General features: G+C 70.5%; 12 protein-coding genes. 8 read left to right on the top strand and 4 right to left on the bottom strand.

Annotated elements, in window-relative coordinates; all coding sequences use genetic code 11:
• Nucleotides 1-101 precede the first annotated feature (101 nt).
• Nucleotides 102-3,062 (top strand): TonB-dependent receptor plug domain-containing protein, encoded by a 2,961-nt coding sequence (locus tag VM685_RS17500; RefSeq protein WP_325461465.1) that lies wholly within the window; start codon nt 102-104, stop codon nt 3,060-3,062.
• Here VM685_RS17500 and VM685_RS17495 read toward each other — a convergent pair.
• Nucleotides 3,059-4,408, bottom strand: coding sequence for a dicarboxylate/amino acid:cation symporter (locus VM685_RS17495; RefSeq protein WP_325461464.1), 1,350 nt, complete (start codon nt 4,406-4,408; stop codon nt 3,059-3,061). The genes VM685_RS17500 and VM685_RS17495 overlap by 4 nt on opposite strands.
• Nucleotides 4,409-4,565: 157 nt before the next feature.
• Here VM685_RS17495 and VM685_RS17490 point away from each other — a divergent pair, with 157 nt between their 5' ends.
• Nucleotides 4,566-5,318 (top strand): sulfite exporter TauE/SafE family protein, encoded by a 753-nt coding sequence (locus VM685_RS17490; protein ID WP_325461463.1) that lies wholly within the window; start codon nt 4,566-4,568, stop codon nt 5,316-5,318.
• 3 nt (nt 5,319-5,321) lie between these two features.
• Here the strand turns inward: VM685_RS17490 and VM685_RS17485 are convergent, their stop codons facing one another.
• On the bottom strand, nt 5,322-6,848 hold the full coding sequence (locus VM685_RS17485; protein WP_325461462.1) for an NAD(P)/FAD-dependent oxidoreductase: 1,527 nt from the start codon (nt 6,846-6,848) through the stop codon (nt 5,322-5,324).
• 176 nt (nt 6,849-7,024) lie between these two features.
• Between VM685_RS17485 and VM685_RS17480 the strand changes: the two genes are divergently transcribed.
• Nucleotides 7,025-7,525 (top strand): DUF3237 domain-containing protein, encoded by a 501-nt coding sequence (locus VM685_RS17480; RefSeq protein ID WP_325461461.1) that lies wholly within the window; start codon nt 7,025-7,027, stop codon nt 7,523-7,525.
• A gap of 8 nt (nt 7,526-7,533) precedes the next feature.
• Nucleotides 7,534-8,001 carry a MarR family winged helix-turn-helix transcriptional regulator gene (locus tag VM685_RS17475; protein ID WP_325461460.1) on the top strand — a complete coding sequence of 156 codons (468 nt, stop codon included), beginning with the start codon at nt 7,534-7,536 and terminating at the stop codon, nt 7,999-8,001.
• Here VM685_RS17475 and VM685_RS17470 read toward each other — a convergent pair.
• Together VM685_RS17470 and VM685_RS17465 are read right to left on the bottom strand one after the other, a co-directional pair.
• Nucleotides 7,989-8,651, bottom strand: coding sequence for a carboxymuconolactone decarboxylase family protein (locus VM685_RS17470; RefSeq protein WP_325461459.1), 663 nt, complete (start codon nt 8,649-8,651; stop codon nt 7,989-7,991). The two genes, VM685_RS17475 and VM685_RS17470, sit on opposite strands and share 13 nt — an antisense overlap.
• A gap of 29 nt (nt 8,652-8,680) precedes the next feature.
• On the bottom strand, nt 8,681-9,811 hold the full coding sequence (locus VM685_RS17465) for a hypothetical protein (RefSeq protein WP_325461458.1): 1,131 nt from the start codon (nt 9,809-9,811) through the stop codon (nt 8,681-8,683).
• 57 nt (nt 9,812-9,868) lie between these two features.
• Here VM685_RS17465 and VM685_RS17460 point away from each other — a divergent pair, with 57 nt between their 5' ends.
• The 4 genes from VM685_RS17460 to VM685_RS17445 all read left to right on the top strand — a co-directional run bounded on the left by VM685_RS17460 (nt 9,869) and on the right by VM685_RS17445 (nt 14,499).
• The gene (locus tag VM685_RS17460; RefSeq protein ID WP_325461457.1) at nt 9,869-11,473 is read left to right on the top strand and encodes a long-chain-fatty-acid--CoA ligase; all 1,605 of its coding nucleotides are present in this window, start codon (nt 9,869-9,871) and stop codon (nt 11,471-11,473) included.
• Nucleotides 11,470-12,201: an SDR family NAD(P)-dependent oxidoreductase gene (locus VM685_RS17455; protein ID WP_325461456.1), complete on the top strand. Its 732-nt coding sequence runs from the start codon at nt 11,470-11,472 to the stop codon at nt 12,199-12,201. The genes VM685_RS17460 and VM685_RS17455 overlap by 4 nt, the downstream gene beginning before the upstream one ends.
• An 82-nt stretch (nt 12,202-12,283) precedes the next feature.
• Nucleotides 12,284-13,222, top strand: coding sequence for a DUF808 domain-containing protein (locus VM685_RS17450; protein ID WP_325461455.1), 939 nt, complete (start codon nt 12,284-12,286; stop codon nt 13,220-13,222).
• Between the two features lie 5 nt (nt 13,223-13,227).
• Nucleotides 13,228-14,499, top strand: coding sequence for a DUF6880 family protein (locus tag VM685_RS17445; RefSeq protein ID WP_325461454.1), 1,272 nt, complete (start codon nt 13,228-13,230; stop codon nt 14,497-14,499).
• Nucleotides 14,500-14,502: the final 3 nt, after the last annotated feature.

Below are 14,502 nucleotides of genomic sequence, written 5' to 3'. Positions count from 1 at the left end.
CGCGCACAGCGCTCGCGTCCGCCTGCGCAACTCAGCATAGTGGGTGGATGTGATTCACGTCCGCCGCCCCGCAGAGGCGGCGACCAGGGGGAGCACCCAAGATGTCGAGACTTCGCGCCAGCCTGCTGTCCGCCACCGCGCTCGCGGGGCTCCTCGCCGTGCAGGCCGCGCCGGCCGCCGCCCAGGAATCCGAGGTCGGCGAGGTGGTGGTCACCGGCAGCAGGATCGCGCGCCAGGACTATGTCTCCGAGAGCCCGATCGTCACGGTGAACTCCGACCAGATCGCCGCCGTGGGTTCGGTGACGGTGGAGAACACCCTGAATCAGCTGCCGCAGTTCACGCCGTCGAACGGCGCGGGCACCAACTCCACCAACTTCGTCACCACGCCCGGCCAGGCCTACGCCAACCTGCGGGGCCTCGGACCCACGCGCACCCTGGTGCTGATCGACGGCCGCCGCGTGGTCGCTGGCAACCCGAACAACGTCGTCGACCTCAACACCATCCCCACCTTCCTGGTGGAGAACGTCGAGACGATCACCGGCGGCGCCTCGGCGGTGTACGGCTCCGACGCCGTGGCCGGCGTGGTGAACTTCCGCCTGAAGCGGAACTTCGAGGGCCTGCAGGTCGACGCCCAGTACGGCATGACCGATCGCTCCGACGCCGAGCAGGGGACGGTGTCCGTGGGCTATGGCCGCGAGTTCGCCGAGGGGCGGGGCCACATCGCGCTGGCTGGGACCTGGGACAAGCGCGAGGGCCTGCTGGCCGCCGACCGCGACTGGTCGGCTGTGGGCTACACGGTGCTCACGACGGGCCTTGCGCCGTCGGGGGCGGCGACCATCCTCGAGGGCCGCTACGATCCGGCGTCGAACGCCGGCGGGGCGGGCAACCTTCCGAGCCAGGCGGCCCTGAACGCGGTCTTCGGCCAGTACGGCGTGGCGGCGGGCGCGGTGGCCCGCAACTCGAACATCGGCTTCAACGCCGACGGGACGCTGTTCACGACGGCGCCGGTGCGCAACTTCCGCGGGGAGCAGACGCCGGGCTTCTCGCCCACCAGCTACACCTTCAACTCCGCGGGCTACCGCTACCTGTTCCTGCCGCTGGAGCGCTGGAGCCTGTTCGCCAACGGCCGGTTCGAGGTGAGCGACACCATCGAGGCCTACGGCACGGCGAGCTATGTGACCTACGACGTCTCGCGCCAGCTCGGCCCGGCCTCGGCCTCCGACGGCGCGCCTCCCGGGCCGGACATCGTCGTGCCGGTGACCAATCCCTTCATCCCGGCGGACCTGCGCACCCTGCTGGCCTCGCGCAGCGACCCGACGGCGGCCTTCTTCCCCCGCCGGGCCTTCAGCGAGGTGGGCGGGCGGCTCTCCGAGAACACCTACGAGACCCTGCAGATCGTCGGCGGCCTGCGCGGCGAGCTGGGCTTCCGGGACTGGAAGTGGGACGCCTACGCCAGCTACGGCCGGATGGACCACCGGGAGGACCAGTCGGGCAACGTCAGCCGGGCGGCCATGCGCGAGCTGACCTTCGCGCCAGACGGCGGCGTCGCCATCTGCGGCGGCTTCGACATCTTCGGCGCAGGCCAGGTGAGCCCCGGCTGCGCGCGCTACATCGCCCGCGCGGTGGAGAACGACACCGAAATCCAGCAGCAGGTCTACGAGGCCAACCTGACCGGCGGCCTGTTCGACATCTGGGCCGGCGAGGTGAAGTTCGCGGCCGGCCTGCAGTACCGGCAGGACGAGTTCGACTACAGCCCCGACCTGCTGCTGCAGGGGCCCGACATCGTGGGCTTCAACCCGGCCGTGCCGGTGAACGGCAAGATCAAGTCGAAGGAGGCCTATGCCGAACTGCTCGTGCCGCTGCTCGACGGCGGCGAGGGCGGCATGGATCTCGACCTGTCGCTCGGCGCGCGGGTGGCCGACTACAACACAGTGGGGACCACGGAGGCCTACAAGGCCGACGTGCTGTTCCGGCCGGTGCGCAGCGTCCTGTTGCGCGGCGGCTACCAACGCTCGGTCCGCGCGCCGAACATCGCCGAGCTGTTCTCGCCGGTGTCGCTGGGCTTCTCCAGCATCGGCACGCCCGGCCTGACCACGACCGCGGGCGACCCCTGCGACGTGCGCTCCTCCTACCGCAACGGCCCGAACGCCCAGGCGGTGCGATCGCTCTGCCTCGCACAGGGCGTGCCGGCGGCGATCGTCGACAGCTACCAGCAGGCGTCCACCCAGGTGGAGATCCTGGGCGGCGGCAACCCCGACCTGCAGGAAGAGGTCTCCGACAGCGTCACCGTCGGCATGGCCTGGTCGCCGGCCATCGACCAGCCGTTCGTCCGTCAGTTCCGCATGTCGCTGGACTGGTACCGCATCGAGATCGAGGACGTGGTGGGCACGCTCAGCGTTCCCACCATCACCGGCGGCTGCTTCAACACCGAGGGCAGCAATCCCGGCTTCTCGGCGGACAATTTCTACTGCGGCCTGTTCAGCCGGCTGGGCTCGGGCAACATCACCAACGTCCAGGTGAACCAGGTGAACCTGGCGGCCTGGAAGGTCTCGGGCGTGGACTTCCAGCTCGACTGGGCTTTCGACCTCGCCGACTTCGGCCTGCCGGAGCGGCTCGGCCGGCTGGAGAGCAACCTGGTGCTTTCGCACCTCGACACCTTCAAGAAGCAGGCGCGGCCCGGCGCGCCCTACCTGGAGAACGCCGGCACGATCGGCGGCGACCTCTCCGGCGGGGCCTATCCGGAATGGAAGTGGGTGGCGTCCTTCACCTGGCGCGTGGAGCCGGTGCGGGTGACGTTCCGCTGGCGGCACATCGATTCCATGCTCGACTTCCGCAACGTGCCGGTCTTCTCGCCGACCGCGGTGAACCCGCCGACCTACAACGCCTACGACCTCGTGGGCTGGTGGGCGCTGAACGAGAAGGTGAGCTTCCGGCTGGGCGTGAACAACCTGACGGACAAGGAGCCGCCGCTGTTCACCAGCTACTCGAACTCCAACACCGATCCGTCCACCTACGACGTGCTTGGGCGGCGCTACTTCGTGGGCGTGTCGGCGCGGTTCTAGGCCTGGAGCACCGGCTCGGGCCCGGCGACGGCGTCGTCGGGCTCTCGCCGGCCTTCGTACACCGCCTGGTCGAGCAGGCCCTGCCGGCGGGCGACGAGGGTCGGGACGAGCGCCTGGCCGGCGACGTTCACGGCCGTGCGGCCCATGTCGAGGATCGGGTCGATGGCGAGCAGCAGGCCCGCGCCCTCCAGCGGCAGGCCGAGCGTCGAGAGCGTCAGGGTCAGCATGACTGTCGCCCCGGTCAGGCCGGCGGTGGCCGCCGAGCCGATCACCGAGACGAAGACGATCAGCAGGTAGTCGGTGACCCCCAGCGGCAGGCCGAAGAACTGGGCCACGAAGATCGCCGAGATCGCCGGATAGATCGCCGCGCAGCCGTCCATCTTGGTGGTGGCGCCGAGCGGCACGGCGAAGGCGGCGTAGGCCCGCGGTACGCCGAGGCTGGTTTCGGTCACCGTCTCGGTGACGGGCAGGGTGCCGATCGAGGAGCGCGAGACGAAGCCCAGCTGGATCGCCGGCCAGGCGGCGCGGAAGAAGCGGACGGGGCTCAACCCGTGGAGGGCGAGCAGCGCCGGGTAGACGACGAACAGCACCAGCCCGAGGCCGATGTAGACGGCGAGGGTGAACTGGCCGAGCTGGCCCAGTGCGTCCCAGCCGTACTTCGCGACGGCCGTGCCCAGCAGGCCCACGGTGCCGACGGGGGTCAGGCGGATCACCCACCAGAGCACCTTGCGGACCACGGCCAGCGCCGAGGCGTTGAAGGCCAGGAACGCCTTCCCGGCCTCGCCCGCCTTCAGGGCCGCCGCGCCCACGACCAGGGAGATCACTAGGATCTGCAGGACGTTGAACGAGACGCTCGTGGTCGCCGAGCCGTCCGCGAGCTTGGTGGAGGCGGTCAGGCCCAGGAAGTTGGCCGGGACCAGGCCGGTCAGGAAGTCGAGCCAGCCGCCGGTGGTGGCCGGGGCCTTGGCGTCGGCGGCGACGACGCCGGCGTGCAGGCCGGGCTGCAGCAGAAGTCCGAGGGCGATGCCGATGCCAACGGCGATCAGGGCGGTGATCGCGAACCACAGCAGGGTTCGCCAGACGAGGCCCGCGGCGTTCTGCAGCTCGCGCAGGTTCGCGATGCTGGCGACGATGGCGGTGAACACCAGGGGCGGCACCAGGGCGCGCAGGAGCTGGATGAAGCTGGAGCCGGTGATGCGCAGGGCCTCGGCAAGGGCGAAGCCGGGCTCGCCCTCGTCCGCGCCGAGGCTGCGGGCCAGGAGGCCCAGCGCCAGGCCCACGACCATGCCGGCCAGCACCTGCCAGCCGAAGCTGCCGATGAACCGGGACGAGCGGGCCGAAGCCATGGGCGATCCTTCCTGCCGCTGGGGCGCAGGCGCATCTCTACCGCCGGGGTAGGAGAAACCGCGCCGCCGAAATTCTGCGGCCGTCCCCAGAACGCCTGGGCGCCCGGAAACGGCCCCGGCGTTGCCGCATGGCGCGGCGCCGGCTAGGCCGGGGGCGATGCTCACCGATCCGGTCTTCTACCTGCTGGCGATCCCGGCCGTGGCGCTGATGGGCCTGGCCAAGGGCGGGTTCTCCGGCGTGGGCGCCATGTCCATGCCGCTGCTGGCGCTGGCGATCTCGCCGGTGCAGGCCGCCGCGATCCTGCTGCCGATCCTGATCGTGCAGGACGCGGTCAGCGTCTGGGCGTTCCGGCGCGACTGGGACCGGAAGATCCTCCTGGCGATGATCCCGGGCGCGCTGGTGGGCATCGTCGCGGGCTATCTGCTGGCGGCGAAGGTCTCCGCCGAGGCGATCCTGGCGGTGCTGGGGGCGATCTCGATCCTGTTCGCGGCGCAGCGGCTCTGGGCGTCCCGCGGCGGGCGGATCGCCGCACCGGCCAATTCGCCCGGCTGGGTGGGCGCGCTGTTCGGCGTGGCGGCCGGGTTCACCAGCCAGATCGCCCACGCCGGCGGGCCGCCGTTCCAGATGTACGTCCTGCCGAAGAACCTGCCGCCCGCGTCGCTGATCGGCACGACGGCGATCTTCTTCGCGACCATCAACTGGCTGAAGGTCCCGGCCTACGCCGCGCTCGGCCAGTTCACGCGCGAGAACCTGCTCACCGCCGCCGCGCTCACCCCCCTCGCCATCGGCACCACCTTCGCAGGCGTCTGGCTGGTGCGGCGGGTGGAGGCCGAGCGGTTCTACACCCTGATCTACGTGCTCATGATCCTCGTCGGCGGCCAGCTCCTCTGGGAGGCCTGGCGCGCCTGAGGCCTATTCCGCGGCGACGGGCGTGCGGGCCGGCGCGCCCTCGTAGACGAAGCAGGCCTCGTCCAGGTCGATGGCCGGCAGCTCGTCCTTCTCCGCCCAGTAGTCCTGGGTGTGCTGCCACTCGGGCTTGTCGCCACGGCGGGGCAGGAGGTGAAGGCCGCGCATCAGGTAGCCCGGGTTGAAGTTCTCTGGGTCGATCCACGGCAGGAGCGGCATGTCCCTGTCCTCAGGCCGCAGCGCCACGGTGACCTTCTTCGCGCCCTTGCGGTCCATGTGGCCCAGCAGGCGGCAGACGAAGTCGGCGATCAGGTCGGCGCGGAGCGTCCAGCTCGCCCGGAAGTAGCCGAACACCCAGACGAGGTTCGGGACGCCGGTGAACATCATCCCGCGGTAGGTGACGCTCTGGGAGAAATCGAGCGGCTTGCCGTCGACGGTGAAGGCGATGTCGCCCAGGACGTTCAGGTCGAAGCCGGTGGCGGTGATGACCACGTCGGCCTCCAGCACCTTGCCGGACTTCAGGAGGATGCCGTTCTCCACGAAGCGGTCGATCTCGTCGGTGACCACCGAGGCCTTGCCGGCGCCCACGGCGCGGAAGATGTCGCCGTCGGGCACGAAGGCGATGCGCTGGCGCCAGGGCCGGTAGCGCGGGGTGAAGTGCTCGGCGGTGACCTCGGGGCCCACGAAGGCGCTGACGCCGGCCAGCAGCTCCTGCTTCACCACCTCGGGCTCGTGGAAGCTGCGCTGGGTGAAGGCGGCCTGGTCGTGCAGGATCTTGCGGCGGACGATCTCGTGGATCCACGCCTCCTCGACGTCCAGCTCGCGGAGCTGGTCGGCCAGCTCGATGGCGTTGCGGCCCGGGACGAAATAGGTCGGCGAGCGCTGCAGCATGGTCACGTGGGCGCAGGAGTCGGCGATGTTGGGGATCAGGGTCGCGGCCGTCGCGCCCGAGCCGATCACCACCACCTTCTTGCCTTCCAGCTGCGGGTCGTCGGGCCAGGTCTGCGGGTGGATGATCCGGCCCTTGAAGTCGGCCATGCCGGGCCATTCGGGCGTGTAGCCGGCCGACTGGCGGTAGTAGCCCTGGCACATCCACAGGAAGTTGGTGGTGAAGGCCACGCGCTCGCCGGTGTCCTCGCGCACCGCGTCGACGGTCCAGAGGTTGGCCTCGCTGGACCAGCTGGCGTCGAGGATCTTGTGGCGGTAGCGGATGTGCGAGGCGAGGTCGTTGTCCTCGATCACCTCGCCCATGTAGCTGAGGATCTCCTCCGCCGTCGCGATCGGCGGGCCGACCCAGGGCTTGAAGCGGTAGCCGAAGGTGTAGAGGTCGCTGTCCGACCGGATGCCCGGGTACTTGTGGGTAAGCCAGGTGCCGCCGAAGCTCTCCAGAGCCTCCAGCACCACGAAGGTCTTGCCCGGGCACTGCTTCGTCATGTGGTAGGCCGCGCCGACGCCGGAGATGCCGGCGCCCACGATCAGCACGTCGAAATGTTCGGCCGCCGCAGCGGTGGTGGCGAGTGGGCTCGCGTTCATGTCCTGCCTCCCTGGGCCTTGTCGTTCCCGCCACTCTCGGCGAAGCACGCAGGGCCTCCTTGATCGACGTCAAGCCAAACTGAACGTTGATAAGGAATCAAGCTGCTTCTTGTCGCTCCGGCGGGTTTCCAGCTTCAAGCCAATGTGTAGACTCCTAAGCAATTGGAGGGGAAACCATGGCGAATCCGGGACCGGAAGCGCTCGCGGCGCGGCTGCTCTGCGAGGTGGACATAACGCTGGTGGACGACGCGCCCGTGCCGCTCGGCCGTTCGCCATGGCGGAACCGGCGGGTCAGCTACATCGCCGGCGGGACCTTCCGGGGCCCGCGGGTGTGCGGCGAGGTGCTGCCGGGCGGCGGCGACTGGTCGGAGCTCGGGCAGGACGGGGAGGGGAACGCCGTCACCCTCATCGACGTGCGCTCGGCCTGGCGCACGGACGACGGGGTGCTGGTCTATGTCACCTACTCCGGACGGCTTGTGATCCCGGCCGAGGCGTTGCCGGACTTCCGCGATCCGGCCAAGGTCGAGGCGATGGATCCCTCGCGCTACTACTTCCGCATCCAGCCGGTGTTCGAGGTGGCCGACGGCCCCTACGGCTGGCTGAACGCGACCGTGGCGGTGGGCTACGGCCACCGGACGGCGAAGGGCGTGCGCTACCGCGTCTTCGCCCTCGACTGAGGTAGAGCTTGAGCGACGACGTCAGCGGTCCGCCGCACCTGATCCTGGAGCTGATCAGCGCCTTCTACTGGTTCGACGAGGGACTGCAGAACTATCTGCGGGCCCGCGGCTGGCCGGAGATCACCCGGCCGCAGTCGATGCTGATGGCGAACCTGGCCCTGGGCCTGCACCGGCCGTCCGACATCGCCCGGCGGCTCGGCGTCAGCCGCCAGGCGATCCACGTCACCCTCGGCCAGATGGTGGAGAAGGGCGTGCTGGAACTGGTCGACGACCCCGACAACCGCCGCAACAAGCTGGTGGAGCTGACCCCGGTGGGCGAGGGCATGCGCCGCGACGCCCAAGCGGCCATGCGGGTGATGGTCGAGGAGCTGGAGCGCCGGATCGGCGCGCGCAAGGTCGCGCAGCTGCGCCCCGGCCTCCTGGCGGACTGGGGCGAGCCGCTTCGGTTCGACGCGGAGGGGCGTCAGCTCTCCTGACGGCTCCAGGCCTGGCCGGCCCAGTCGGAGACCAGGTCGCCCTCGCCGGGGACCGGCACCTCGCGGATGCGCTCCTCGACGTTGTCGTATTCCAGCTTCAGCGCCTTGCACATGATCGCGTGGGTGACGTAGCCGCACACATGGTAGGTGAACTCCAGGATGTCCTCGTCGGAGAGGACCTGCTTCACCGCCGCGAACACCCCGTCCGGCGTGCGGCCGCGCTCCAGCACCAGGCAGTCGGCGTAGGCGAGGAGGGCGCGCTCGTCCTTGCTGTAGACGTCCGAGACCTGCCAGTCGGGGATCGCCGCGATCTTCGCCTCGTCCAGCCCGTTGCGGCGGGCGGCCTTGCAGTGCTGGGAGAAGACGAACTGGCTGCCGGCCACGTAGCCGGCGCGCAGGATGCCCAGCTCGCGGATCTTCGGATCGAGCTTGGAGACGCTCTTGTCGGTGAACATGCCGAACATCCCGAAGTGGGAGGTGGCGTGGTCGAACACCGGCGGGGAGAGGGCGAACACCGTCCACCAGTCGCCGGGCGTTCCGGTGGCGGTGCCGGGCTCGGCCACCGGGTCACGCTCGCCGAACAGCCGGTCGTAGTACTTGAGCACGTTGGGCGGCGCCTCGGCGCGCGGGACCTGTCTCAGGCGGGGCATGCGGTCGTCCTCCCTCAGATTCTTGCCGGTCAGAGCCGGGCCCTGGCCCAGTCGCAGACCAGCGACGCGGCGGTGTTGCGGACCTCCGGGCTGTCCTCGAAGTAGTGGGCGCCCGGGATCAGCTCGAGGGTCTTGTCCTTCGAGCCGATGAACGAGTGGATGTCGCGGGCGTCCTGCGGGAAGACGCCGGTGTCGGCCATGCCCTGCACCACCAGCGCCGGCAGCTCGAACTTCTGCAGGTGCGGCTTGCCCTGGCACTTCGAGGTCTCGAGGCTCCACATGGAGAGCCAGGTCTTGAGGTTGTTGGCCCGGCCGATGGAGGGCGTGCGGTTCGCCACCGCCGGATGGCCGCGGTAACACATGGGGGTCGGCCGGTCGGACGGGTCGATGGTCCCGTCCATCATCCGAAGGTCGCCCCAGCAGCGGAACATCGGGAACAGCCGGTCGGGGATGCCGGCCTCGTTGAGCCGCTTCAGCTCGGCCTTGGCCCAGTCGGTGATGCGCTGGTTCCGCGCGTTCTGGGCGGCGCGGTATTTGGCAATGAATTCCTGGGAATAGGGCGGCTTGTTCGCCTCGCTGAACGGGTCGAGCTCGGGGTCGGTGGGCACCGGGTCGAACTCGTCGACCACCGAGGCGTCCATCCAATCGGTCAGCACTTCGGGGCGGCCCTGGTGGGCGTTCAGGGAGACGTAGAGGTCGGCCCTGGGCAGGGTGGCGTAGGCCTCCCGCGCCGCTTCCGGCAGGAGGTCGGTCATGGTCGGGCTGATCGCCTCGCCCTGGTAGGCGCCCATCAGCGAGCCGCCGCCGGAGTTGCCCAGAATGATGATGGTCTCCACGCCCTGCTCGCGCAGCCAGCGCATGCCCACCCCGATGTCCAGGATGGCGTGCTCCAGCAGGAACTGGTCCTCGAAGCCCCGGTAGCGGGTGTTCCACCCCAGGAAGCCGAAGCCGCGCGTGGCGATGTAGGGGGCGATGTAGTGCTCGGAGAAGTCCACGTTGTAGTGGGTGGCGATGAACGCCGCCTTGGGCTTCTGACCCTTCGGCGTCCAGTAGATGCCCTGGCAGGGGTGCCCGCCGGCCATGATCCGCGGCGCGGTCGGCGAGGGGAAGCCCAGGAACCGGGTGTCCACCTTCGCCAGGAGCTCGCTCAAGCCTTCCATCGTCTCTCCCCCTGGTCTTATAGTTCGGTATCTAAGCAATAGAGGCGACGTGGCGTCATGCAAGACCTGATGCAGGACATCCCGCTCACGCTGGACCGGATCATCGACCACGCCGCCCGCTGGCACGGCGGGCGCGAGATCGTCAGCCGCGACGCGGAGGGGCGGGTCAGCCGCACGACCTACGCCGAGGCGCACGGGCGCGCCAAGCAGGTGTCCAATGCGCTGATGGCTGAGGGGATCGCCCGCGGCGACTGCGTGGCGACCATGGGCTGGAACGGCTACCGCCACTTCGAAGCCTGGTACGGGACGATCGGCATCGGGGCGGTGCTGCACACCCTGAACCCCCGGCTGTTCCCCGAGCAGATCGTCTACATCGTCAACCACGCCGAGGACCGGCTGATCCTGGCCGATCGCGCCTGCAAGCCGCTGATCGACCAGCTGCTGCCGCAGTGCCCGACGGTGGAGAAGGTGATCTACCTCGACGAGGCGTTCGACGCCTGGATCGCGCCGCACTCCGCCGAATGCGCCTGGGGCGGGTTCGGCGAGCGGACGGCGGCGGGGCTCTGCTACACCTCGGGCACGACGGGCAACCCGAAGGGCGTGCTCTACGGCCACCGGTCGAACTACCTGCACTGCATGATGACCCTGCAGGCCGACGCTCTGGCGCTGTCGGCGCGGGACACGGTGCTGCTGGTGGTGCCGATGTACCACGCCAACGCCTGGGGCGTGGTCTACTCGGCGCCGGCCGTGGGGGCGAAGCTCGTCCTGCCCGGCCAGAGGATGGACGGCGCCTCGATCCACGAGCTGCTGGAGACCGAGGGCGTCACCTATTCGGCCGCCGTGCCGACGGTCTGGCAGATGCTGCTGACCCACCTGAAGGAGACCAACGGCCGGCTCTCCACCCTGCAGCGGGTGACCATCGGCGGCTCGGCGGCGCCGGAGAGCCTGATCCGCACCTTCCACGACGACTATGGGGTGGACGTGGTCCAGGGCTGGGGGATGACCGAGACCTCGCCGCTGGCCACCGTCTCGGTTCCCGACGCGGAGGTGGCGAAGCTCTCGTTCGAGGAGCAGGTCCCCTACAAGCTGAAGCAGGGCCGGCTGCTGTGCGGGCTGGACCTGAAGCTCGCCGACGACGCGGGCGATCCCCTGCCGCACGACGGGCGGACCTTCGGCCGGCTGATGATCAAGGGGCCGACCATCGCGGCCGGCTACTTCAAGGCCGAGGGCGGCCAGGTGCTGGACGAGGAGGGCTTCTTCGACACCGGCGACGTCTCGACCATCGACCCGGACGGCTACATGCAGATCACCGACCGGGCGAAGGACGTGATCAAGTCCGGGGGCGAGTGGATCAGCTCGATCGAGGTGGAGAACATCGCCATCGGCCACCCCGCCGCCGAGCTGTGCGCCGTGATCGGGGTGGCGCACCCGAAGTGGGACGAACGGCCGATCCTGCTGGTCAAGCTGAAGCCCGGCCAGACCGCCACGCGGGACGACTTCCTGGAATTCCTGGACGGCAAGATCGCCCGGTGGTGGACGCCCGACGACGTGGTGTTCGTGGACGACATCCCGCTCGGCGCGACCGGCAAGATCGACAAGAAGCTGATCCGCCAGCGCATGCAGGGATACGCCCTGCCGTTCCCCGTGGAGCCGGCGCGATGAACGTCGAGGGCAGGGCCGCCCTGGTCACCGGCGCGGGCTCCGGCATCGGGCGGGCCACGGCGGTGATGCTGGCGGAGCGGGGCGCGGCGCGCGTCTGGCTGCTGGACCGCGACGAGGCCGGGGCGCGGGAGACGGCGGCGCGGCTGGACGCGCTCGGGTGCGAGGCCGTCGTGCGGGCCTTCGACATCACCGACTTCGCGGGGCTGGAGGCGGTGTTCGCCGAGGCCGAGGCGCGCGGCGGCCTCGACATCGTCTTCAACAACGCCGGCATGGTGGTGGGCCTGGAGCTCTTCCCGGAGACCAGCGCCGAGCGGATCCACGCTATCGTCGACCTGAACCTGAAGGCGGTGATCTTCGGGACCCAGTTCGCGGTCCGCCAGATGCGGCGCCGCGGCGGGGGCGTGGTGATCAACACCTCGTCGGGGGCGGCCCTGCACACCTCCTTCCGCGACTGGCTCTACACCGCCACCAAGGCTGGCGTGCTGGCCTTCTCCAAGTCGTGCCTGCCGCTGAAGGAAGCCTGCAACGTGCGGGTCAACGCGGTGCTGCCGGGACTGGTGGACACGCCGATCCTGAAGACCACGGGCGACGGCGAGCTGGCCGACTGGATGGCGCCGATCCTGGCCGCCAACACCGCGCTGCCGCCCGAGGCCATCGCCGAGGCGGTGATCCGCATCGTCGAGGACGACGCGATGGCCGGCGAGAGCGTCGAGGTCCGCGGAAGCTAGGAACCCGAGCCGAGAAGCAGGCTTTACCGCCGGGCCCGGAGCCCTTAGCGAGCAGGGTCCCCTAGAGACCGAGGAGCCCTGAATGGCCACTGGCCTTGTCGCCCTGCTCGACGACGTCGCCGCGATCGCGAAGCTCGCCGCCGCCTCCCTGGACGACGTGGCCGGCGCCGCGGGCAAGGCGGGCGCCAAGGCGGCCGGGGTGGTGGTGGACGACACGGCCGTGACCCCCGGCTACGCCATGGGCTTCACGCCCGAGCGCGAGCTGCCGATCGTCTGGAAGATCGCGCTCGGGTCGCTGAAGAACAAGTTCCTCTTCCTGCTGCCGGGCGCCCTGCTGCTGGCCGCCTTCGCGCCGTGGGCGGTGACGCCGATCCTGATGGTCGGCGGCGCCTACCTCTGCTTCGAGGCGGTCGAGAAGATCGTCGAGGCCGTGAAGGGCGAGGAGGTCGGCGACGATCCCGGCGAGCTGGCCCTCAGTTCCGAGCAGCTGGAGAAGGAGAAGGTGCAGGGCGCGATCCGCACCGACCTCATCCTGTCGGGGGAGATCATGGCCATTTCGCTGGCCACCGTGGCGGACCGACCCTTCCCGATCCAGGCCGCCTCGCTCGCCCTGGTGGGCCTGCTGATCACCGTCGGCGTCTACGGCGTGGTCGGGCTGATCGTGAAGATGGACGACATCGGCCTGCACATGTGCAAGCGACCGGGAACGCTGTCCAAGAGCGTCGGAGAGGGCCTGGTGCGCGGCATGCCCGCGGCGCTCGCCTTCCTCTCCACCGTCGGCACGGCGGCCATGCTGTGGGTGGGCGGCGGGATCATCGTGCACGGCCTGCACGAGTTCCACCTGACCCCGATCCCGGGGATCGTGGACCAGCTCGCCCATGGCGCTTCCGCGGTTCCCGGCGTGGGCGCGATCACCGGCTGGCTGGTCACCGCGGCCGCCGCCGCGGTGGTGGGCCTGGTGATCGGCGGCGTCGCGGCCGGCGCCCTGCACCTGTGGCACGCCCGCAAGGGCGCGCACTGAGCGGCGTGAAGCGTCCCACCGTCGCCAGCCTCAAGAAGGTCACCGCCGAGAACCTCGCGGGGCTCGGCGCTGAGCGGCTGGCCGAGATCCTCGTGGGTGTGGCGAACACCCGGCCGGAGCTGAAGCGGCGCCTGCGGATGGAGCTGGCCGCGGCGCAGGGCGCCGAACACCTCGCGCTCGAGATCGACAAGCGGCTGGGGTCGCTGGAAACCAGCCGGTCGAAGGTGTCCTGGCGCCAGCGGGCGACCTTCATCCGCGATCTGGACGCGCTGCGGGACCTGATCGCCAGTCGGCTGGGGCCGCTCGACCGGGACGCCGCCTTGTCCCGGATGTGGCTGTTCGTCGACGTGGCGTCCCGCGTGAACCTGCGGGTCCGCGACCGCGACGGCTCGATGGCGGCGGTGTTCGACCGCGCGGCCAGCGACGTCGGCGCCCTGCTCCGCGAGACCGAGGCGACGGCGGCGGCCGAGGCGCTGGCCTCGGCCGTGGCGCGCCATCCCGCCGGCTGGGCGGGCTGGCTGCCCCGGGTCCTCGAGGGCGCCCCGCCGGATCTGGCTCAGGCCGCGCTGCGGAGCCTGAGCGCGCGGCAGGGCGCGACGGCGGCCTGGCTGCCGCTCATCCGGGCGCTGGCCGACGCCGCGGATGACGCCGACGCCTATCGCTCGACATTCACCGCCGAGGCGCTGCGCACGCCTTCCGTCGCCGCCGAGGTGGCCGAGCGCCTCCTGCGGGCGGACCGCGTCGAGGAGGCCGGGCAGGTGCTCGAGGCCGCGGCCGCCAAGCCTGGACGAGGCTGGACCGGCGCCCGCAGCCGGCCGGCGGAGCCCGACTACGACTGGGAGACGGCCTGGATCGAGTATCTCGACCGCTCGGGGCAGGGCGAGGTTGCGCAGCAGGCGCGCTGGGCCTCGTTCGAGCGCACCTTGTCGGCGGAACGGGCCAAGGCCTTCACGCGTCGGCTGAGCGGCTTCGATGACGTGGAGGCGGAGGGCCGCGCCTTCGAGCGGGCCGCCGCGCACGAGGACTTCCAGCGCGGCCTGCAGTTCCTGATGGACTGGCCGGCGCTGCCGGAGGCGGCGCGCATGATCCAGGACCGGGCCGAGGAGATCCGCGTCGAGGACGAGCTGGCGCAGCTCTGGGCCGCGAAGCTGCGGATCCGCCACCCGGCCGCTGCTCACCTTTTGCTGCGGAAGGCCGCCGCCGCGGCGTTCCGGCGGCGCGACTTCGCCACCTGCGACCGGCTCACCCAGGAGGCCGACTCGATCGTCCTGCCGTAGCCG

The sequence above is a fragment of the Phenylobacterium sp. genome, from assembly GCF_035539035.1.
Classification (GTDB): domain Bacteria; phylum Pseudomonadota; class Alphaproteobacteria; order Caulobacterales; family Caulobacteraceae; genus Phenylobacterium.
This window is presented reverse-complemented; position numbering and strand designations above follow the sequence as displayed.

Bases quoted from the DNA above. Each gene is read 5' to 3' on its own strand.
- VM685_RS17455 (WP_325461456.1), top strand. From the start codon at position 11,470: ATGAACGTCGAGGGCAGGGCCGCCCTGGTCACCGGCGCGGGCTCCGGC.
- VM685_RS17450 (WP_325461455.1), top strand. From the start codon at position 12,284: ATGGCCACTGGCCTTGTCGCCCTGCTCGACGACGTCGCCGCGATCGCG.
- VM685_RS17480 (WP_325461461.1), top strand. From the start codon at position 7,025: ATGGCGAATCCGGGACCGGAAGCGCTCGCGGCGCGGCTGCTCTGCGAG.
- VM685_RS17470 (WP_325461459.1), bottom strand. From the start codon at position 8,651: ATGCCCCGCCTGAGACAGGTCCCGCGCGCCGAGGCGCCGCCCAACGTG.
- VM685_RS17500 (WP_325461465.1), top strand. From the start codon at position 102: ATGTCGAGACTTCGCGCCAGCCTGCTGTCCGCCACCGCGCTCGCGGGG.
- VM685_RS17495 (WP_325461464.1), bottom strand. From the start codon at position 4,408: ATGGCTTCGGCCCGCTCGTCCCGGTTCATCGGCAGCTTCGGCTGGCAG.
- VM685_RS17460 (WP_325461457.1), top strand. From the start codon at position 9,869: ATGCAAGACCTGATGCAGGACATCCCGCTCACGCTGGACCGGATCATC.
- VM685_RS17485 (WP_325461462.1), bottom strand. From the start codon at position 6,848: ATGAACGCGAGCCCACTCGCCACCACCGCTGCGGCGGCCGAACATTTC.
- VM685_RS17465 (WP_325461458.1), bottom strand. From the start codon at position 9,811: ATGGAAGGCTTGAGCGAGCTCCTGGCGAAGGTGGACACCCGGTTCCTG.
- VM685_RS17490 (WP_325461463.1), top strand. From the start codon at position 4,566: ATGCTCACCGATCCGGTCTTCTACCTGCTGGCGATCCCGGCCGTGGCG.